We start from the raw sequence: 19,744 nt of genomic DNA, 5'->3' as shown, positions 1-19,744 counted from the left end.
CCTACGCCGGCACGGCGGCCGGATCCATCCACATGACCTCCCAGACGTGACCGTCCAGGTCGCGGAACGCGCGTCCGTACATGAAGCCTTCGTCCTGGAGCTTGCCCCACGACGTCCCGCCGGAGGCGACGGCCTTGTCGACGACGCTGTCGACCTCTTCGCGGCTGTCGGCGGAGATACACATGAGGGCCTCGACGGACTTGGAGGTGTCGCAGATGCCGCCCTCGATGAAGTCCTTGAACCGGGACTCGACGAGGAGCATCACGGACGTGTGCTCGTTGATCACCATGGCGGTGCAGGAGTCGTCGCTGAACGTTGAGTTGAACTCGAAGCCGAGTCCGGCGAAGAACGTCTTGGTCGCGTCGAGGTTCTTGATCGGCAGGTTCACGAAGAGCATCCGGGACATGTGATTCTCCTTCTCGTCTTCCGCCCAGTGCGGAAGATCATCGGTACAGACCGCGGCGGTGCGCAAAACTCATCGGCGACCGCTTGCCCGATCCTCTCAGCTGTCGGCGAGGTCGAGGAACGAGCCGATCATGATCCGTCCGGCCGCTTCCACGTCGTCCAGGTGTTCCCCCGACGGCGCGGTGCCCGGCGGCATGTGGGCGTGCATCACCGGCAGCTGCGCGCGGGTCAGTTCGACGTGGAACTGCAACCCGTACGCCCGGCGGCCGATCGCGAACGCCTGATTCTCGTAGAGGTGACTGCTCGCCAACCCGACCGCGCCGGCGGGGAGGTCGAAGGTGTCGCCGTGCCAGTGGACGACGGGCACCTCGGCGCCGGCCGAACCGAAGACGGGATCGCGCGTCCCGTCCTCGGACACCGTGACCGTCCCGGCACCGTTCTCCGGGGTCGGCCCCCGGCGGATCGCGCCGCCGAACGAGGCGGCGAGAAGCTGCGCGCCGAGGCAGATTCCCAGCATTGGAAGTCCGGCGTCCACAATTTCTTTGATGAAGTTTCGCTCTCGCGGAAGTTGCGGGTGGGTAACGTCATCGAGTGCGCCCATCGGACCGCCCATCACTACGAGGCCGCCGACGTCGTGAACGGCCGGGAGCTCCGACGCCCGGTACATGGGGTACTCGGTGTACCGAATTCCCCGCTCCGCCAGCAAAGTACCGACGAGTGCCGGCCCTTCGAACGGCACGTGCTTGACAACCGCCCATGGCTTGTTCATGCCACAATTCTTACCGAGTAGGGACTTTCGACCCTATGCAGGCCCGGATTCGCGAATTCCGCACTGAGTGCACAAAATTCGGATGTTCACACGGAGTTCACGTTCGGTGTACTCCACCCGAATGACACCATCCAAACTGGACGCTTGTCTAGTGGCATGGCTCACGCGAAACCTGTAGAAATACGAGCGTCACTCTTTCGTGACCCGTCCCATATCAATTAGTTATCCGGTGGTGGTCCCTGACAAACGGAACGTCACCATCTCCCGTTACCTCAGACCACAGACGAGCCCTCCCGCGATCCGGGAAGTCGTCTACGGGATGGAAAGGGCCCTAGATGCCGCTCCCCATGTCCCCTCTCGACTCGATGTTCCTTCTCGGAGAGTCCCGTGAGCACCCGATGCATGTCGGCGGCGTAGAGATCTTCCAGCTCCCGGAAGGCGCCGACACCTACGACATGCGCGCGATGCTCGACCGCGCGCTCGCCGACGGCGACGGGATCGTCACGCCCCGGCTCGCCAAGCGAGCCCACCGGTCCTTCTCGACGCTCGGTCAGTGGAGCTGGGAGACCGTCGACGACATCGACCTCGGTCACCACATCCGGCACGACGCGCTGCCCGCCCCCGGGGGCGAGGCCGAGCTGATGGCACTGTGCTCACGGCTGCACGGATCGCTGCTCGACCGCAGCCGCCCGCTGTGGGAGATGCACCTGATCGAGGGACTGAGCGACGGACGGTTCGCCGTCTACACCAAGATCCACCACGCGGTCGCCGACGGCGTCACCGCGATGAAGATGCTGCGCAACGCGCTCAGCGAGAACTCCGAGGACCGGGACGTGCCGGCCCCGTGGCAGCCGCGGGGACCGCGGCCGCAGCGGACGCCGTCGAAGGCGTTCAGCCTGTCGGGACTGGCCGGTTCCACGTTCCGCGCCGCCCGCGACACCGTCGGTGAGGTCGCCGGGCTCGTGCCCGCGCTCGCCGGCACCGTGTCCCGCGCCTTCCGCGACCAGGGCGGCCCGCTCGCCCTGTCCGCACCCAAGACCCCGTTCAACGTGCCGATCACCGGTGCCCGCCAGTTCGCGGCGCAGTCGTGGCCGCTCGAACGTCTCCGGCTCGTCGCCAAGCTGTCCGACACCACCATCAACGACGTCGTGCTCGCGATGTCCTCGGGAGCACTCCGCAGCTATCTCGAGGATCAGAACGCCCTGCCCGCCGAGCCGCTGATCGCGATGGTGCCGGTGTCGCTGAAGAGTCAGCGCGAGGCGTCGAACGGCAACAACATCGGGGTGCTCATGTGCAACCTCGGCACCCACCTCCCCGACCCGGCGGATCGCCTCGACACCATCCGGACGTCGATGCGCGAGGGCAAGGAGGCGTACGAGACGATGAGTGCGACGCAGATCCTCGCGATGAGCGCTCTCGGCGCGGCACCGATCGGCGCGAGCATGCTGTTCGGGCACAACTCGCGGGTGCGCCCGCCGTTCAACCTCATCATCTCCAACGTTCCGGGTCCCAGCTCGCCGCTGTACTGGAACGGGGCGCGGCTCGATGCCATCTACCCGCTGTCGGTACCCGTCGACGGCCAGGGCCTGAACATCACCTGCACCAGCAACGACGACATCATCTCGTTCGGGGTCACCGGCTGCCGCAGCGCGGTGCCCGACCTGAAGTCGATCCCCGCCCGGCTGGGGCACGAACTGCGCGCCCTCGAGCGCGCGGTCGGAATCTGACCTAGGGACTCTTGCGGTCGCTGTGCCCGAGGTGGCGGTCGGGCGCCACCCGGTCCCGGACCAATTGCTTGAGCACGGTGATGTCGGGGAAGCCGCCCTGCTCCTTGCGGTCCCAGATCAGTTCGTCGTCGACGGTGATGCGGAAGATCCCGCCGGTGCCGGGGACGAGCGCGACCTCGCCGAGGTCCTGCCCGAACGTGCCGAGTAGTTCCTGCGCCATCCACGCTGCCCGCAACAGCCACTGGCACTGGGTGCAGTAGGTGATCGCGACCCGGCCGTCTGCGCTGCTCGTCGTCATCGTGCCAGGTTAGCCGAAGGTGCTCCCCCGCTTGCTGTTCGAGTTGCACGGAGGACACCTGTTCGTCATGCGGACGTCAGCATCGTGAGGCAGACTGTCGATCGCCATGCTGTGCCCCCTCGACGAAAGGAAGCCGCCATGTCCACCGCGCTCGAAGAATCGCGTCGCCACGCCATCGAGCTGACCAACGAGAAGATCCAGGCCGTCAAGGACTTCTTCACCAACATCTTCCACCTGGACACCACGCACCGCACCGAGGCCTGAACACGTGGGGAGGCCTTCGCCGAGAAGGCCTCCCCGTGTTCACCGGATCGTCTCGAAGAACTGCACGACCTCCGCGGTGCGGAAGTGGTCTTCCGAGACGTGCGGTCCGCTCACCTCGACGAACTCGACGGCGTCCGAGCCGCGGCGGAGCATCTCGACCCACGGTCCCGTGACGCCGGCAATGTTCGCCACCTCGTCCTCTCGCGACGCGTACACCCGAATCGGCACTCCGACATAGTCTCCCGGCTCGTGCCGGACAGCGTCCCAGTGCTCCGTCTTCGGTTCGAGGTCGTGCCCGTCCGCGGACACGTGGAAGGCGTCCCGCACGGTGTCGCGTCCGCGTTCGCCCCGGTCCCACACCGCGCGGAGCGACAGGGACGGAGCGATGAACACCGCGCCGTCCCACGCGACCTCCCGCAGGCGAACGGCGTTGGCGGCGGCGTTGCCGCCCATCGATTCGCCGATGAGGAATCGGGCTGTTACCGGCCACCGACGGGACACCCACTCGTCCAGTGCGACCACGGCGTCCTGCGCCAGCCGGTTTCCCCACTGGTCGCCGTGCAGGTACGGGCTGGCGACCAGGTAACCGGCGTCCAGCAGGCCGTCCCGCAGGGCCGCGCGATCGTCGATCGACCTCTCGTCACCCGTACGCCCGTGCAGGTAGCACGCGACCGCGGACGGCGTCACCCCGCGCGGCACCGCGACCAGCGCCCGATCGCCGGAGCGCGGGACGGTCACCGCGTGCTCCTCGTACGTCGTGAGGTGTGCCGTGCGCCTCGTCAGCGGTTCGGCGGACCCGGCACGAAGTATCACCCCGCCACGCTAACAAGCGGGGACGCGACGTGCCTGGCGGCGATCTCCGACCCGGCGCCGGTTTCGCCGAGTCGAGCTGACGTCCGACGCCACGCTCCTATAATTTCAAGCCTGAGCCCTAGTTGCGAGGGGGACGGATGGCCGGCTTCCTGCTACGACGAGCGCTCAATTACGTGGTGCTGTTGCTGCTGGCTTCGTTCCTGACGTTCAGTCTCGCCTCGCTCACATTCCGTCCGCTCGACAGCCTGGAGCAGCGCAACCCCCGGCCACCCCAATCGGTGATCGACGCGAAGGCCGCCGAACTGCATCTGGACGACCCGATCCCGGTGCGGTACGCGAACTGGTTGGGCGGCGTGGTCCACGGCGACTTCGGCACCACCATCACGGGTCAGCCGGTGTCGGACGAGCTGGGTCGCCGGATCCTGGTGAGCATGCGGTTGCTGATCCTCGGTTCCGTGATCGGAGCGGTGCTGGGTGTGCTGATCGGCGCCGCCGGTGCAATTCGGCAGTACAAGTTCAGCGACTATTTCACCACCGTCCTGTCGCTGCTGATCCTCAGCGCGCCCGTGTTCCTCGTCGCGACCCTGCTGAAATACGGTGCTCTCCAGATCAACTCGGCCACCGGAAGCCAGATCTTCCTGTACACCGGCGAATCCTCGGCCAGCACGATCACCGGGTTCTGGCCGCAGTTCGTCGACCGGGTGCAGCATCTGGTGCTGCCGACCATCGCGCTGGCGTTGGGCAGCATCGCCGGCTACAGCCGGTACCAGCGCAACGCGATGCTCGACGTTCTGGGCAGCGACTTCATCCGGACCGCGCGGGCGAAGGGACTGACCCGGCGGGCGGCACTGCTCAAGCACGGTCTCCGGACGGCGCTGATCCCGATGGCGACGCTGTTCGCCTACGGATTCGGGGCGCTGGTCGTCGGCGCCACGTTCACCGAGACGATCTTCGGCTGGCACGGTATCGGCGAGTGGATCGTGATCGGCATCGACAATCAGGACACCAACATCGTCGTGGCGATCACATCGTTCACCGGGCTGATCGTGCTGTTGTCGGGCCTGCTGTCGGACGTGGTGTACGCGGCGCTCGACCCGAGGGTGCGTGTCGGGTGACCGAGATCCAGATCGCGTCCACCGATGCGGCGGTGTCGGCCGTCGGTCGCCGGACCCTGCTGTGGCGGCGGTTTCTCCGGAACAAGCCCGCCATCGCCGGGGTGTGCGTCCTGGTGCTGTTGTTCGTGGGCAGTTTCGTCGGGCCGTACCTGCTCCCCTACGACTATCAGCAACTCGACTACACCGCGCTGCTGCAGCCGCCGAGCGCCGAACATCCGTTCGGCACCAACCAGATCGGCCAGGACGTTCTCGCCCAGACGTTGCGCGGGCTGCAGAAGTCGCTGATCATCGGAATCTGCGTCGCGATCTTCTCCACCGCCATCGCGGCGCTCGTCGGTGCGCTGGCAGGGTACGTCGGCGGCTGGCCCGATCGGGTGATCATGTGGCTGGTCGATCTGCTGCTCGTCGTTCCCAGCTTCATCATCATCGCCGTGTTCACTCCGCGGCTGAAGTCCTCGAGCTCGATCGCCCTGCTGATCCTGCTGCTGGCGGTGTTCGGCTGGATGATCACCGCCCGGATGGTCCGGGGGATGACGCTCAGCCTGCGCGAGCGGGAATTCGTCCAAGCGGCCCGGTACATGGGTGCCCCCACCCACAAGATCATCACCAGCCACATCGTTCCGAACATCGCGTCGATTCTGATCATCGACGCGACCCTGAACGTCGGTGCCGCGATCCTCGCCGAGACCGGGCTCAGTTTCCTCGGGTTCGGCGTCCAGAAGCCGGACATCTCCCTCGGGTCGCTGATTGCCGACGGCACCGAATCCGCGCTCACCTACCCGTGGCTGTTCCTGTTCGCGGGCGGACTGCTGGTGATCACCGTGCTGTCCGCGAACCTGGTGGGCGACGGTCTGCGCGACGCGGTCGACCCCAGCTCGACGCGCGCCCGGTCACGCAAGCGGAAGACGAAGGCGAAGCGGTGACCGGGCAACCGCTGCTCGAGATCGAGAACCTGCGGGTCAGCTTTCCCAGCGAGGAGGGCCGCATCGAGGCGGTTCGTGGTGTCAGCTACGGCGTCTCCGACGGCGAGGTGCTGGCCATCGTGGGTGAGTCGGGTTCGGGTAAGTCGGTGGCGTCCCTCGCCGTGATGGGTCTGCTGCCCGAGCACGCGCGCGTCACCGGCTCCATCCGCGTGCAGGGCCGCGAGCTGCTGGGCATGGGCGACAAGGAGCTGTCGGCGCTGCGCGGGAAGACGGTCAGCATGGTGTTCCAGGACCCGCTGTCCGCCTTGACACCGGTGTACCGGGTCGGTGACCAGATCGCCGAGGCGCTGCTCGTTCATGGCCGGGCGAGCAGCAAGAAGGATGCCACGCAGCGGGCTATCGACCTGCTCGACCTGGTCGGGATACCCGATCCGGCGGTGCGCGCCAAGGCCTTTCCCCACGAGTTCTCCGGCGGCATGCGCCAGCGCGTCGTGATCGCCATCGCCATCGCCAACGACCCCGCGCTGATCATCTGCGACGAACCGACCACCGCCCTCGACGTGACCGTGCAGGCGCAGATCCTGAACCTGCTGCGCAAGGCCCGCGACCTCACCGGCGCCGGCGTCGTGATGATCACCCACGACATGGGCATCGCCGCGACGCTGGCCGACCGCGTGGTGGTGATGTACGCGGGCCGGGTGGTGGAGTCGGCGTCGGTGCGCGAACTGTTCGCCGAACCCCGGATGCCCTACACCGCAGGGCTACTCGTGTCCGTGCCGCGGATGGATGCGCCGATCCGGAGCCGCCTGGTCTCGATCGCCGGTGCCCCGCCCGCGCTGCATTCGCTGCCACCCGGCTGCACGTTCGCACCGCGCTGCCCGCTCGCGGTCGACGCCTGCCTGCTCGCCGAGCCGGAACTCGTCTCCACCGGACGCGGTCATCAGGCGGCGTGCATCCGCGTCGACGAGACGCGCACCCGAGACCTGTTCACGGCGTATCGGCGGGACCAACCGGTCCCCGCCCCCACCGCCGAGACGGCACCCGAGCACCGCGTGGTGTTGCAGGTGGCCGATCTCGTGAAGACGTATCCGATCACCAGCGGTCTGGTGTTCCGCCGCAAGCGGGGTGAGATCCGGGCGGTCGACGGCATCAGCTTCGACATCCGCGCCGGCCGCACGCTGGCGCTGGTGGGTGAATCCGGCTCCGGAAAATCGACCACGTTGACGCAGATTCTCGACCTGGCCGCGCCGGAATCCGGTTCGATCGCGGTGCTGGGCGCCGACGTCGCGGCGCTGGGGCCACACGAGAAGCGTGCGATCCGGCGCAAGATGGCGGTCGTCTTCCAGGATCCGACGGCGTCCCTGGATCCCCGGCTGCCGGTGTTCGACGTTCTCGCCGAGCCACTCCGACTGGACGGCCGCAGGCGTGAGGAGGTCGGCCGCCGGGTACCGGAGTTGCTCGACCTCGTCGGGTTGCGACGCGAGCACGCCGATCGCTATCCGGCCGATTTCTCGGGCGGCCAGAAGCAGCGGATCAGCATCGCCCGGGCGCTCGCCCTCGATCCGGAACTGCTGATCCTGGACGAGCCGGTCTCGTCGCTCGACGTCTCGATCCAGGCCGGGGTGCTCAACCTCCTGCGCGATCTCCAGGAGCAGCGGGGCATGTCGTACCTGTTCGTCTCCCACGACCTGTCGGTGGTCCGCAACATCGCGCACGACGTCGCGGTGATGTACCGGGGCAGGATCGTCGAGTCGGGCGCCGCGCAGACGATTTTCGAGGATCCGCAGCACGAGTACACCCGCGCGCTCCTCGAGGCAATTCCCGTTCCGGATCCGACGTTTTTGGCACACTAGCCTCAGCGAACTTCGAGGAAGGGCACCCCATGAGGATTCGTTCGGCGCGCACCCGCCTCGCGGTATCGGTCCTGGCCGTCGGACTGTTTCTCGGTGGCTGCGGGGGTTCGGACACCGGTGGTGTCGAGGCCGGGTCCGGGTCGATCGGCACCACCAACGACATCAACCCGCACGACCCCAGCGAACTGCGCGACGGCGGAAACCTGCGGTTGGCTTTATCGGGTTTCCCCCCGAACTTCAACACCCTGTCCAACGACGGCAACGACACCGAGATCGGCGCCATGCTGAAGCCGATGATGCCCCGCGCGTTCAGCACCGACGCCTCGGGAGCGCTGTCGGTGAACCACGACTACTTCACCGACGTCGCGCTCACCGGCACCGACCCCCAGCAGGTCACGTACACGATCGACCCGAAGGCAGTGTGGTCCGACGGCACCCCGATCACGTGGGCGGACATCCAGTCCCAGGCCGCGGCGCTCAGCGGGAAGGACAAGGAATTCCTGATCGCGAACACGTCCGGGTTCGAGCGCGTGGACAGGGTCGAGCGCGGCGTCGACGACCGTCAGGCGGTGATCACGTTCGCCGAGCCGTACGCCGAATGGAAGGGCCAGTTCGCGGGCAATTCGATGCTCTACCCGAAGTCGGTCACCGCGACCCCCGAGGCGTTCAACGAGAGTCTGCGCGACGGGGTCACGCTGACGTCGGGACCGTTCCGGATCGCGTCGATCGACAGGGCGCAGAACCGAATCACACTGGGCCGCAACCCCGCATGGTGGGGCAACACTCCGAAACTCGACACCATCACCTACAGCGTGCTCGACGACTCGGCGCGAATTCCCGCGCTGCAGAACAACGAGATCGACGCGTCCGGTCTGGGCACCATCGACGAGGTGAAGACCGCGCAGAGTTCGGCAGGCATCGCGATCCGCCAGGCACCGGGAAACCAGTTCTCGCACATCACGTTCAACGGCGCGGAGGGGTCGATCCTCGCCGATCCGGAATTGCGGGTGGCGCTGTCCAAGGGCATCGACCGGCAGGGCATCGCGACCGCGATCCAGAACGGTCTGGTCGACGATCCCCAGCCGCTGAACAATCACGTCTACCTCAACGGCCAGGAGGGCTACCAGGACAACAGCGCAGCCGTCTCCTACGACCCCGAGGAGGCCGCGAGGCGGCTCGACGAACTCGGCTGGAAACTCAACGGCGAGTTCCGGGAGAAGGACGGGCGCAGGCTCGAGATCCGCGACGTGATGTACCAGTCGACCACCTGGGTCCAGATCGCCCAGATCCTTCAGCAGAACCTCGCGCAGATCGGCGTCAAGCTGAACATCGACACCCGTGGCGGCACCGGGTTCTTCACCGATGTCATCCAGCCCGGCGACTTCGACATCGCCCAATTCTCCTGGGTGGGTGATCCGTTCCCGCTCAGCGGCCTGCCGCAGATCTACGCGTACAACCCTGACGACCTGCAAGGCAACTACGGCCGGATCGGTTCGCCCGAACTGAACGCGCTGATCGAGCGGACGATCTCGGAACTCGACCCGCAGAAGGCGATCGAACTGGCCAACGAAGTGGACACCGCGGTGTTCGAGGAGGGGTTCTCCCTGCCGCTGGTGCAGGCGCCGGGCAACGTCGCGGTGCGCGACAACCTGGCGAACTTCGGCGCCGCCGGCCTCGCGTCCTACGACTACACCACGATCGGCTTCCTGAATTAGCGCGGCCGCCCGCTACCCCGTTGCCGTCGGCGCGTGCGCGCTGGTGGTGTGCGGCGGGTTCGCCGTGGTCGCCGACGCCGATCAGCTCAGCGCACTGGTCGTGGTGGCGGCGACGGTGCTCGGTGTCACCGGCTACACGTGGTTCGCTGCCACCCGTTCGGGGTCGGAGCCGGGTCGCCGTGCCACGGTGCACCGGGTCCGCCAGCAGCATCGGCTGACCAGCAGGTCCTGGATCGAGGTTCGTCAGGAACCGGGTTCACTGTGGATTCCGGTGTTCTTCGATCCCGCGCTGATCACGATGCCAACCCCGACCGCGGCGACGGTGCACGACGCGGGGCGTCGCCGTGTCGTGGTCTGGGAAGGCCGTCGACTCCTCCCGTCCGGGCGAGCGCGTCATTCGGAGCCGGCCGGGCGGTTGATCGACAACCCGTCGCGCCCGGATCCGGACGGCCCGGTGCGTGCCAGGGCAGCCGCTCGACCGGCGCGCCGGATCGTCCTCGACGCCCAGTTCGCGGTGGCGGCACCGTTCGTCGGGGCACTGTGGGTGTACGTCGCGGGCGGTGGGCTTCCGGCGTTCGCCGGCGCGACCTGTGTGGCTGCGGCTGTCGCGGTGTGGTTGGCGGCCGTCCGCGGCTCCGACCCCAGCTGAGGGGTCAGGACATGGTGACGCCCGCGCTGACGAAGCACGGCAGCAATCCGGCGATCTCGCTCAGCACGGGGCCGAATCCCACGGCTGCGGGCACCGGGTCGTTGACGAACGCGACACCCCGGAATCCGGTGGTGAGGTTGGTGAACTGCACCACGGCACCGTTCCACTGCGCGAGCGGCGCGGCGGTGGTGTACCGGATCCGGTCGGGCGCGACCCGCTCCGCGTTGAACGTCAGCCACGCGCCGGGGGCGCACGTCGACATCGAGCCGGGAACGAAGGGCACCGCCGAGGCGGCCGCGGGCACTGCGAAAGACAGTGCGCCGGCGGCGGCGATCACTGCACCCAACCGGCCCACCATTTGTCGAGTAGACATCGGAATTCCTTTCGGGGCGCGCCAATCCGTCTCCCCGAGTACGGCGGAACCGCGTCACTGAGTGTGAATACCAGGTCAGTGAATTATATCTCCGCAGGTAGGTCCCACCGCTAGGGTGAACGACCCACTCGTGGGCCGAATGCCGTCGTGTAGCGCCGCAGCCGGGTTGGGATCCGCGGGTGCATCGGCGGGTAGATGAGGCTGAGGGTGGATGCCAGGGTGAAGTAGCTGCGCAGCAGGCGGAAACAGAGGTAGGCGGGAATGTACTTCACCGAACTCGGCCGCCAGATCAAACAGACGACGACGGTCATGATCATGGACATGCCCAACATGGTGGCGACGACGGGTTGCCATTGCAGCGTGGTGAACGTCGATTGAAACACGAATCCGGCGATGACCGCGAAGAGGAGAAGTGGTGCCAGCATGGCCCTGCGGGCGGCGTTGACCAGGTTGAACGGCAGCACGAAGGTGCCGATCATGGTTTGCCGATCCAGCAGGATCGCCCGATTGCGGGCGGAGAGGTGGTAGATGCTGCGGAACCATCGGGTTCGCTGTTCGCGAAGGTGGGCGTAGGACGCGGGGGTCTCGCTGTAGTACACGGCCTTCGGATCGGCCACGCTGTGGTAGCCGGCGGCGGTCAGGCGCATGCAGATGTCGGTGTCTTCGCCGTTCATTCCCTGCACCATGCCGCCGACCTCGAGCACCTGGCTCCGGCGGTAGATGGCGAACATACCCGGGATGCCCATGACGCCCTGGTAGCCGTCGAGGGACACCTGGAAGAAGCCGTGCCGCATGTACACCTCGACCAGACGGCACTTGCCGATCCACGTTTTCTCGTCGCGGGGCATCGGAATACCACCGACGCAGCCGACCCGGGGATCGGCGAAGTGTCGCATCGCAGTCTCCAGGCAGCCCGGCCCGATCACCGTGTCGGCGTCGATGCGCACGACGAACTCTTCCTCGATGTGTTCGAGACCCATGTTCAGGGCGACGGCCTTGCCCGGTGTCGGGCAGTCGAGCACAGTGCCGGCGATGTTGGCGCACTCGCGGATGACCTGTTCGGCCACATCGTGTGTGGCGTCTGTCGAGGCGTTGTCGACGACGTAGAGGTGGATACGACCGGCATAGGTCTGCGCGGCCCGGTCGACGGCGGCGATGGTGTCCCCGATGTCGTGCGCCTCGTTGTGGGCGGGAACGAGAATTGCTGTGGGCGGGGAGAACTCGTGGCGGCGTGACTTCTTCAGCGCGCGCACACCCAGCAACGCGGTCGAGACGGCCAGCAGTTGCTGCATCAGGAAGACACCGGCGCCGATGCCGCCCAGTATGGCCCAGCTCTTGAGAACTTCGACGAGGTCGTAGAGGACGTGCAGTGCAACAGCCGCCCCCGCGATTGCGAACACCAGGCACCCCGCCAGCTTGAAGAAGGCGCTCGGAGGTATTCGCGGGTCGAGCGGCAGCGGACCCTGGGGAGGAAGTTGAGCCTGCCGGAGAATGGTGTGCGGAAAGATGCCCAGTGCGATCAGCCCTGAGATCATCTGCGCGCCGAACACCGAGATCGAGATGATCCCGGCGCTGTGGAGTAGCCAGGCGAGGACGTCGATGACGAGACAGAACAGGGCGTACTTGCCCAGCAGTGATACTCCGATGAAGACCCGGCGCCAGATGTTCGAATAGGCGTGGATCGCGTAGGTCAGGAAGAACATGACGAGGAACAGCCTCAGCGGAAACACGACCTGGCCGCGCCCCTCGGACAGGATGACCAGATCGCGGGGCATCTCGGCGAAGTCCGTATGCACCAGCAATGTTCGGATGCACATGGCGATGATCGACAACCCGACGAACGTGACCAGGAAACCGTTGGTCCCACTCTGCGGCCGGTCGACGGCGTAGTCCGCAGGCGCGCTGTCGACCGACCGAAAGAAGTCGGTGACCGCCGCGGGCCCGGGTGGTGCATGCTCGACGTCGGTCATCGGGACGTCCCGGTCATCGGGGTGCGTTCACACGTACGGGAGCGCTGGAGGCAGTGGTGCCGTCGCCCTCGACGATGACACTGCCCTGTGCCGTGACCACTCGGGCCGATTCGCTGCCGAAGTCCGGTAGGGGGATCGTCCCGGGCGCCCCGACGTACTGGATCACGAGTCCGCCGGCGCCAGTCGTGCTGGTGGCGGTTTCGACGACCAGTCCGTCGTCGAACGACGAGATGTTCAGGGCAGGCGTCTCGGACCCCGCCACGATGCGGCCATCCTGGATACGCACGGGCGGATTCACGTCCGGACTTTGCCCGATCAGCACGAACGGCCTGCCCGGGGCCGGCTGGGAGTTCCACTCGAACACAGGATCATAGTGTGTCGGAATGAATGTCGTCAGCACGGGCACGGTCGCGTTGAGCTCGTCGACGGCACTCGACTTCGCGGCCCCCGGCCAGTAGACGGCAAAACCGGGGGCCAGCGTCCGGGGCAGCGCCGTGAATCCCGCGCCCGGGTCGTCGCCGAGAACGAGTGCAGACGCGGCCTCGAGCTGCATCGGGTACGTGGTGACCCGCACGTCGCAGCCACCGAGGTCGCGGTCGCGCTGGACCGTCAGAGTCAGAGTGTTCTCCAGCAGTTGCGCCGAGGCGGGCAACTCGATCACGGCCTGCGCCGACGTCTCGTCGAGTCTGCGGCTCTCGACGAGCTGTCCGTTGAGTTGGACGTTGAGAATCCAGGTGAGGTCGTCCGGCGACGCGGGTAGCGCCATCGCCACCCGAACCGACTGCGGCAGGCGACCGCCGGGCAGGTCGGCGAGTGAGTACCCGATCCGCCAGCGGTGATCCTCGGCGATCTGCACCACGGAGGTGTCGGCGCCGAGCGCATCCAGGCTCACCTCGTTCCCACCGAGCGGTGTGGTGGCGAGCGCCTGCGGATCGCTCCGGTCGGAATCGGCAGTGGCAGCCAGCGGGTCGGTCAGAAACTGCGAGATCAGGTCGCCGTTCGGCGCCAGCACGCCCACGACCGGTGTGTCGTCGACCGTGCCGAGAACGATGCCCCCGTCTGTTCCCTCCGAGGCGGACCAGCCGAGGCCTGCCAGCCTTTCGGCGGAGCCGAGCGCCACCGCATTCTGCACACCGGAACCGGGCATCGTCTCCGAATACGTCACCTCGTAACCGGCACCGGTCAGCGCGATCCCCATTTGTGCTGCCGCCCCGCGCCACTCGTCACTCTGGTCGGCGAGCACCAGGGTGAGGCGACGATCCCAGGACACGACCGCATCGCGCACGGTGTGCACACGTTCGGACAGGGCCGCCTCGACCACGCTCGCGGGGTCGAGGTGAACCTGCATGCCCGCCGCGTGATCGGGTGTGCACGTCCGGTTGTCCAGCGTTCCCTGGACCTGGACCTGAACCCGGACCTGCCCGTCGCTCGACAGTTGCTCCGGAACGTCGACCATCAGGTTCAGTTCGTTGGCGTCCCCGCGTGCCAGTTCGCTCTTGTACACCTGTTGCCCATCCATCCTGACGGTCAAGAACACGACGCTGTCCTGGGCCACCTGTGTCGTCCCGGTCAGCCGCAGCCGGGTCTGCTCGCGCGCGGAGTCGGCGGGGAAGGTGACGGCGAATGTCGTCGACGGTGAATCGTCGGTGAGCCAGACACCGTCGTCGTAGCCCGCCCCCGACAACGATTTGGTGTAGTGGCGGTCAGCGGGAACGTCGAGACTCGTGTCGTCGACGTCGCGGGTGAACCACACCGGTCGTACGAGCACGAAGACGAGAAGGAGCACCAGCGCGGCCGCCAGGATCCACCAGGCGGAACGCGGGACGGTGCGCCCCCGTTCTCCGCGGAAGTATCCGGATTCGGACGGCGCGCGATCTTCAGGCCGCTCGTCACCTTGTGAGTTCTCCGGATCTGCGCTGTCGTCCGGAGGCGTGTCGTTCACCGGCTCTGCTCCGCGGCCACCGATCTCCGGTCCCTGTTCCAGTACGAGGTACACGGAATCCGGCTCACGTCGACGCGGTCGGCGTATTTCTGGGCGATCTCGACGGACTCCTTCAGCAGGCCCGTGGCCAATCTGGTCGGTTCGAGACCGAGCCCGAGCAGGTGGTCGTTGCGCGCACTGAGCTGGTTTTCGTCGGCTTCCGCCCGCGGGTTGGGGACCGCCGCGACGGGCGCTCCGACCGTATCCGCGACGAGGTGCGCCAGGTCGGACACCCGGTGGGTTTCGGTCACCTGGTTCATCACTCGCACCCGGCTGCCGAGATCCGCTCCGGATTCGGCCGCGAGTCGGATACACCGCACCGTGTCCCTGATGTTGATGAACGCTCGGGTCTGTCCTCCCGTCCCGTGCACGGTGAGTGGGTACCCGACGGCCGCCTGCACCAGAAAGCGATTGAGCACCGTCCCGAAGTCGCCGTCGTAATCGAAACGGTTGATCAGGCGCGGATCGAGGACGGTTTCGTCGGTTTGCGTGCCCCAGACGATGCCCTGGTGCAGATCGGTGATGCGCACGCCGTCGTTGCGCGCGTAGAACTGGAACAGCAACTGGTCCAGCGACTTGGTGAGGTGGTACACGCTGCCCGGCTGGGTGGGATACAGGATGTCCCGGGTGTGCGGACGCCCGTCACGATCGGGATAGCTGACGGTGAGATACCCCTCCGGCAGATCTACCGGCACCGACTCGTAGCCGTAGACGCCCATCGTTCCGAGATGAACGACGTGGGCATCGACACCCACCTGAACCACGGCGGCCAGCAGATTATGGGTGGCGTTGAGGTTGTTGTCGACGGTGTAGCGCTTGAGGGCCGGTGACTTCATCGAGTAGGGCGCGGCCCGTTGCTCGGCGAAGTGCACGATGGCGTCCGGGTTCTCGGCCGCCAGCAATTCCGTCAACGCGTCGTAATCGTGGGCGAGGTCGAGTTCGACGACGCCGATCTCGTTCCCGGTGACCTCGCGCCACGCCTGCACTCGCTCGGACAGTGGTGTGATCGGGGTGAGTGATTGCACCCCGAGTTCGTCGTCGATCCGGCGTCGCACGAGACTGTCGACGATCGTGACCTGATGCCCGTGCGCCGAAAGGTGAAGTGCGCTCGGCCAACCGCAGAATCCGTCTCCTCCGAGAATCAATATCCGCATGGATTCACCCTTTGCATCGGCGGACGCGCGGCGTGTACAGGTCGGGATTGGTTAACGAAAAATGATACCGGACGGCCTGCAAATTCGGAGCCGTTTGGAGGTCGGCGGACCACCGGTCACTCCGCCACGAGTCGAGCCCCGACGGTGTGCACGACCTGCACATCGGGGTTCCACGGAACCAGCGCATCGACGGATTTCTCGAGCTCGTCGACCGGCGGAAGTGTCTCCGGACCGAGTACCGCGACGGTGGCGGTGCCGCCCTGCCACGTGACATCGGTGACCTCGGCGCCGGGAGTGCCGGCGAGCCAATTCTCCGCTGCGGTGGAGATCTGCCGCGCCCACAGCGAGGACAGCGAATTGACTACCATGGGGATCGCGACCGCGACCAGGACCAGCGCCAGGACGGTATACGCGCGTCGCCGGTGCGCGCCGGTGGCGCTCCCGACTTCCCGGGCGTATCCCGCGGCAACGAGCACAGCCGTCGCGGTGATGACCATCGCCACGACATTGGACGCGAACAGCACGAACGCTCCCACAGCCAGCGACGGTGCCCCCGATCCCAGGCACACCCCCACCACCGCGAGGGGAGGGACCAGGGAGATGGCGATGGCGACGCCGGGAAGTACGTCACCGACGTCCTTCCTCGCGACGGCGACGGCACCGACCAGGCCGGTGGCCAGCGCGGCGGCCAGGTCCATCAGGGTCGGTGACGTACGGCCGGTTACTTGCGAATTGGTCAGTACATTCGTCGGATTCGGCAACACCTGCGCGAACACCATCCCCAACACGACGACGAGGGCGATGCCGGCGAGGACGTAGAACATGCTGTGCCCGATCAGGCGTCCGTTGCCGGTGGTGATGCCCAACCCCACCCCGAGAATGGGCGTCGACAGCGGCGCGACGATCATCGCACCGATCACGGTGGCGGTGGAATCACCCACCACACCCGCCACCGCGATCACGGCCGACAGCGTCAACATCACCCAGAATGCGGAACGCTTGGCGTCCCGGTCGCCGACCGAGAGATCGAGGCGTTCGCCCAGTTCGGTCAGCGTGCGACGTTGTCTGTCGGGAATGATCCCGAGGCGACTGGTCACCATGTGTCCGGGCGCGCGGTCTGCGCCGATCCCGCGACGCCGGAGAGCAGCGAGACGATCGCGATGCCGACGGTGAAGTAGATCGCCGCGCTGCCGATCCGCGACGCGGTGGTGGCGTCGACGGTGAACGGCCACAGCGCCGCGACGAGGGTGGCGAGTATGCAGATCCAGCCGAAGAATGTCGCCGCGCGTGGCGTCGAGACCAGGAGCACGTGCAGGAGTGCGGTGGCGATCAAGGCCGCGACGGCGGCCCCCACTGCGAGGGTGCTCGCCTGGGAGTTTCCCACGGTGGTCGCCGGGGTGATCACCGGGATATCGAGCAGCCCGCGAACGATCAACAGCCCGACGACCGCGGCCAGGGCCGCAACGATCGCGGTAGCGGCACCTCCGGCCCACAGTCGTTTCGCGTCGACGGTGGGAGCGGCCGGTCTCCCGGGCTGGATCTGGTTCATCGAATGGCTCCTTCCGAATGTCGGGCGGAGGGGGTTTCCAGCCACGGTAGGCCGTTCGGAATGCTGATTTGTCATCCTTCGCGGGTGAAAGGGAACGGGCGGTTCGCGTGGTTTCACCTCTCTCGGGTGAGGTCACGTCGTGACCGCGGTGACACTCTGCAAGGTGAGTCCGGGCGCCGCGCCGGAGGAAGGTCGCCGGCCGCGCGCCATGTGAAATGACCACGAGGTCGACGCCCGCGGACAGTTGCGGCCGGCGGCGTCCGGCGTGGCATGTGGGAAGGGGTTCCATGTCCAGTCAGACAGATGCCACGGCGAGCGTGCAGGCCGCGAACGAGGACGCGTTGCAGCAGCTGCCGTTCGGAGACGAGCAGGATCTGGCCGATGTCGAGCGGGGCTTCGTCGCAGCCCTCGAGCCCGGTGTCGTGACAGGGACCGACGGAAACGTGGTGTGGGACAGCGACGCGTTCGCGTTCCTCGAGCAGGATTGCCCGCCCACGGTGCATCCGAGTCTGTGGCGGCAGTCGCGGCTGTGCGCACGTCAAGGCCTGTTCGAGGTCACCGACGGTATCTACCAGATCCGTGGCCTCGATCTGTCGAACATGACCCTGGTCGAGGGCGACACCGGCGTGATCGTCATCGATCCGCTGATCTCCGCGGAGACCGCGGCCGCGGGACTGTCGCTGTATCGCGCGCAGCGCGGTGATCGTCCGGTGACCGGGGTGATCTTCTCGCACTGCCACATCGATCACTTCGGTGGCGTCAAGGGGGTCACCACCGAAGACGACGTCGCGGCAGGGCGTTGCCCGATTCTCGCACCGGCGGGTTTCGTCGAGCACTCCGTCGCGGAGAACGTGTATGCCGGCGCCGCGATGGCACGACGGTCCGCATACATGTACGGGGCTGCGCTGCCGCGCGGGCCGCAAGGGGCCGTGGGCGCCGGGCTCGGCCCGACCACCTCGACGGGAACCCCCACCCTCATCACGCCCACCGTCGACATCGATCACACCGGCCAGACCGAGACCGTCGACGGGGTTCGGATCGAGTTCCAGCTCACCCCGGGCACCGAGGCGCCGTCGGAGATGAACTTCTACTTCCCCGACCGGCGAGCGCTCTGCATGGCCGAGAACGCCACTCATACCTTGCACAACCTGCTGACGTTGCGGGGCGCGCTGGTTCGCGATCCCCATGTCTGGGCGAAATACTTGACCGAGTCGATCAACCGGTACGCCGCCCGCACCGACGTGCTGTTCGCGTCCCATCACTGGCCCACGTGGGGAACCGAGCGGCTCACCGAATTCCTGTCCGTCCAGCGCGACCTCTACGGGTATCTCCACGATCAGACCCTGAGGGCGCTCAACAAGGGCGCCACCGGAATCGAGATCGCCGAGTCGATCGAACTGCCGCCGAAAGTGGCGCAGGCGTGGCACACACACGGCTACTACGGTTCGATCAGCCACAACGTCAAGGCCATCTACCAGCGCTACATGGGCTGGTTCGACGGCAATCCCGCGAAGCTGTGGGAGCACCCACCCGTCGAATCCGCCAGGCGGCACGTCGAATTCATGGGTGGCGCAAACGAGGTACTGCGCAAGGCCCGTGAATCCTATGCCGCGGGCGACTTCCGGTGGGTCGCGCAGGTGCTGAACTACGTGATCTTCGCCGAGCCCGACAACGCCGAGGCGAAGGCGTTGCAGGCCGACACGCTCGAACAGCTCGGGTACGGATCGGAGAACGGCACCTGGCGGAACTTCTTCCTCATGGGCGCGTACGAACTCCGCAACGGGTCGGTCGGTACGCCGATCGTCACTGCCTCCCCGGATATTTCGGCGGCACTGACGGTGGAGCAGGCCTTCGACGCGATCGCGCTGCGGGTCGACGGGCCCCGCGCCTGGTCGGCAGACCTCACCATCGACTGGAACATCAAGGACGAGGGTGTCGTGCACCGAACTCAGCTACACAACGGGGTGCTGGTGCATTTCGACGTCGACGGGGAGATGCCCGCACCCGGTGCGGCGTTCACCCTGACCCGGCAGGACCTACTCGCCGGATTGCTCGGGGGTGAGGACCTGGGCGAGATGATCTCGGGTGGCAGCGTCGAAGTGGACGGCAATTCCGCCGCGTTGACGGAGTTGATCGGCTACCTCGACGCCCCCGACCCGGACTTCGCGATCGTCACACCGTAGTGC

18 protein-coding genes are annotated in these 19,744 nt (G+C 66.8%); 8 read left to right on the top strand and 10 right to left on the bottom strand.

Features of this window, described 5'->3' with window-relative positions; genetic code table 11:
• Position 1: 1 nt before the first annotated feature.
• Both CJ177_RS00145 and CJ177_RS00140 read right to left on the bottom strand, forming a co-directional pair.
• Complete coding sequence (locus CJ177_RS00145) at positions 2-406, bottom strand: VOC family protein (RefSeq protein ID WP_095867430.1); 405 nt, start codon at positions 404-406, stop codon at positions 2-4.
• 96 nt (positions 407-502) lie between these two features.
• Positions 503-1,174 (bottom strand): type 1 glutamine amidotransferase, encoded by a 672-nt coding sequence (locus CJ177_RS00140; protein WP_061043872.1) that lies wholly within the window; start codon positions 1,172-1,174, stop codon positions 503-505.
• Positions 1,175-1,509: 335 nt separating this feature from the next.
• On the opposite strand from CJ177_RS00140, the gene CJ177_RS00135 reads away from it, so the two are divergent.
• Positions 1,510-2,901: a wax ester/triacylglycerol synthase family O-acyltransferase gene (locus tag CJ177_RS00135; RefSeq protein WP_005238103.1), complete on the top strand. Its 1,392-nt coding sequence runs from the start codon at positions 1,510-1,512 to the stop codon at positions 2,899-2,901.
• 1 nt (position 2,902) lies between these two features.
• Here CJ177_RS00135 and CJ177_RS00130 read toward each other — a convergent pair whose 3' ends face one another.
• On the bottom strand, positions 2,903-3,199 hold the full coding sequence (locus CJ177_RS00130; protein ID WP_005238102.1) for a SelT/SelW/SelH family protein: 297 nt from the start codon (positions 3,197-3,199) through the stop codon (positions 2,903-2,905).
• 138 nt (positions 3,200-3,337) lie between these two features.
• On the opposite strand from CJ177_RS00130, the gene CJ177_RS48045 reads away from it, so the two are divergent.
• On the top strand, positions 3,338-3,463 hold the full coding sequence (locus CJ177_RS48045) for a hypothetical protein (protein ID WP_257014312.1): 126 nt from the start codon (positions 3,338-3,340) through the stop codon (positions 3,461-3,463).
• Positions 3,464-3,502: 39 nt separating this feature from the next.
• Here the strand turns inward: CJ177_RS48045 and CJ177_RS00125 are convergent, their stop codons facing one another.
• Positions 3,503-4,276: a S9 family peptidase gene (locus CJ177_RS00125; RefSeq protein WP_095867028.1), complete on the bottom strand. Its 774-nt coding sequence runs from the start codon at positions 4,274-4,276 to the stop codon at positions 3,503-3,505.
• Between the two features lie 137 nt (positions 4,277-4,413).
• Between CJ177_RS00125 and CJ177_RS00120 the strand changes: the two genes are divergently transcribed.
• From CJ177_RS00120 to CJ177_RS00100, 5 genes are read left to right on the top strand one after another with little or no spacing between them, the layout of a single operon-like run.
• Complete coding sequence (locus CJ177_RS00120) at positions 4,414-5,391, top strand: ABC transporter permease (protein WP_007300648.1); 978 nt, start codon at positions 4,414-4,416, stop codon at positions 5,389-5,391.
• Complete coding sequence (locus tag CJ177_RS00115; protein ID WP_005238098.1) at positions 5,388-6,314, top strand: ABC transporter permease; 927 nt, start codon at positions 5,388-5,390, stop codon at positions 6,312-6,314. The genes CJ177_RS00120 and CJ177_RS00115 overlap by 4 nt, the downstream gene beginning before the upstream one ends.
• Positions 6,311-8,167 (top strand): ABC transporter ATP-binding protein, encoded by a 1,857-nt coding sequence (locus CJ177_RS00110; protein WP_095867027.1) that lies wholly within the window; start codon positions 6,311-6,313, stop codon positions 8,165-8,167. The genes CJ177_RS00115 and CJ177_RS00110 overlap by 4 nt, the downstream gene beginning before the upstream one ends.
• A gap of 29 nt (positions 8,168-8,196) precedes the next feature.
• Positions 8,197-9,882: an ABC transporter family substrate-binding protein gene (locus CJ177_RS00105; protein WP_095867026.1), complete on the top strand. Its 1,686-nt coding sequence runs from the start codon at positions 8,197-8,199 to the stop codon at positions 9,880-9,882.
• 43 nt (positions 9,883-9,925) lie between these two features.
• The gene (locus CJ177_RS00100; protein WP_095867025.1) at positions 9,926-10,531 is read left to right on the top strand and encodes a hypothetical protein; all 606 of its coding nucleotides are present in this window, start codon (positions 9,926-9,928) and stop codon (positions 10,529-10,531) included.
• Between the two features lie 4 nt (positions 10,532-10,535).
• Here the strand turns inward: CJ177_RS00100 and CJ177_RS00095 are convergent, their stop codons facing one another.
• From CJ177_RS00095 to CJ177_RS00070, 6 genes are all read right to left on the bottom strand, one after another.
• Complete coding sequence (locus tag CJ177_RS00095; RefSeq protein WP_061698001.1) at positions 10,536-10,904, bottom strand: hypothetical protein; 369 nt, start codon at positions 10,902-10,904, stop codon at positions 10,536-10,538.
• A gap of 110 nt (positions 10,905-11,014) precedes the next feature.
• Positions 11,015-12,874 (bottom strand): glycosyltransferase family 2 protein, encoded by a 1,860-nt coding sequence (locus tag CJ177_RS00090; protein ID WP_095867024.1) that lies wholly within the window; start codon positions 12,872-12,874, stop codon positions 11,015-11,017.
• Between the two features lie 13 nt (positions 12,875-12,887).
• Positions 12,888-14,816, bottom strand: a complete 1,929-nt coding sequence (locus CJ177_RS00085; protein ID WP_095867429.1) for a cellulose biosynthesis cyclic di-GMP-binding regulatory protein BcsB — start codon at positions 14,814-14,816, stop codon at positions 12,888-12,890.
• The gene (locus CJ177_RS00080) at positions 14,813-16,009 is read right to left on the bottom strand and encodes an NAD-dependent epimerase/dehydratase family protein (protein ID WP_095867023.1); all 1,197 of its coding nucleotides are present in this window, start codon (positions 16,007-16,009) and stop codon (positions 14,813-14,815) included. Before CJ177_RS00080 ends, CJ177_RS00085 begins: the two co-directional genes overlap by 4 nt.
• A gap of 116 nt (positions 16,010-16,125) precedes the next feature.
• Entirely contained in the window at positions 16,126-17,109 is a 984-nt protein-coding gene (locus tag CJ177_RS00075) for a TIGR00341 family protein (RefSeq protein ID WP_005238086.1), read from the bottom strand.
• Positions 17,103-17,558, bottom strand: coding sequence for a DUF6069 family protein (locus CJ177_RS00070; protein ID WP_061697998.1), 456 nt, complete (start codon positions 17,556-17,558; stop codon positions 17,103-17,105). The genes CJ177_RS00075 and CJ177_RS00070 overlap by 7 nt, the downstream gene beginning before the upstream one ends.
• A 287-nt stretch (positions 17,559-17,845) precedes the next feature.
• Between CJ177_RS00070 and CJ177_RS00065 the strand changes: the two genes are divergently transcribed.
• Complete coding sequence (locus tag CJ177_RS00065) at positions 17,846-19,741, top strand: alkyl/aryl-sulfatase (protein WP_095867022.1); 1,896 nt, start codon at positions 17,846-17,848, stop codon at positions 19,739-19,741.
• Positions 19,742-19,744: the final 3 nt, after the last annotated feature.

Source organism: Rhodococcus sp. ACPA1 (assembly GCF_002300195.1).
In the GTDB taxonomy this organism is placed as follows: domain Bacteria; phylum Actinomycetota; class Actinomycetes; order Mycobacteriales; family Mycobacteriaceae; genus Rhodococcus_F; species Rhodococcus_F opacus.
Note: the sequence above shows the minus strand (reverse complement) of the source record. Positions and strands in the feature narration are given on the sequence as shown.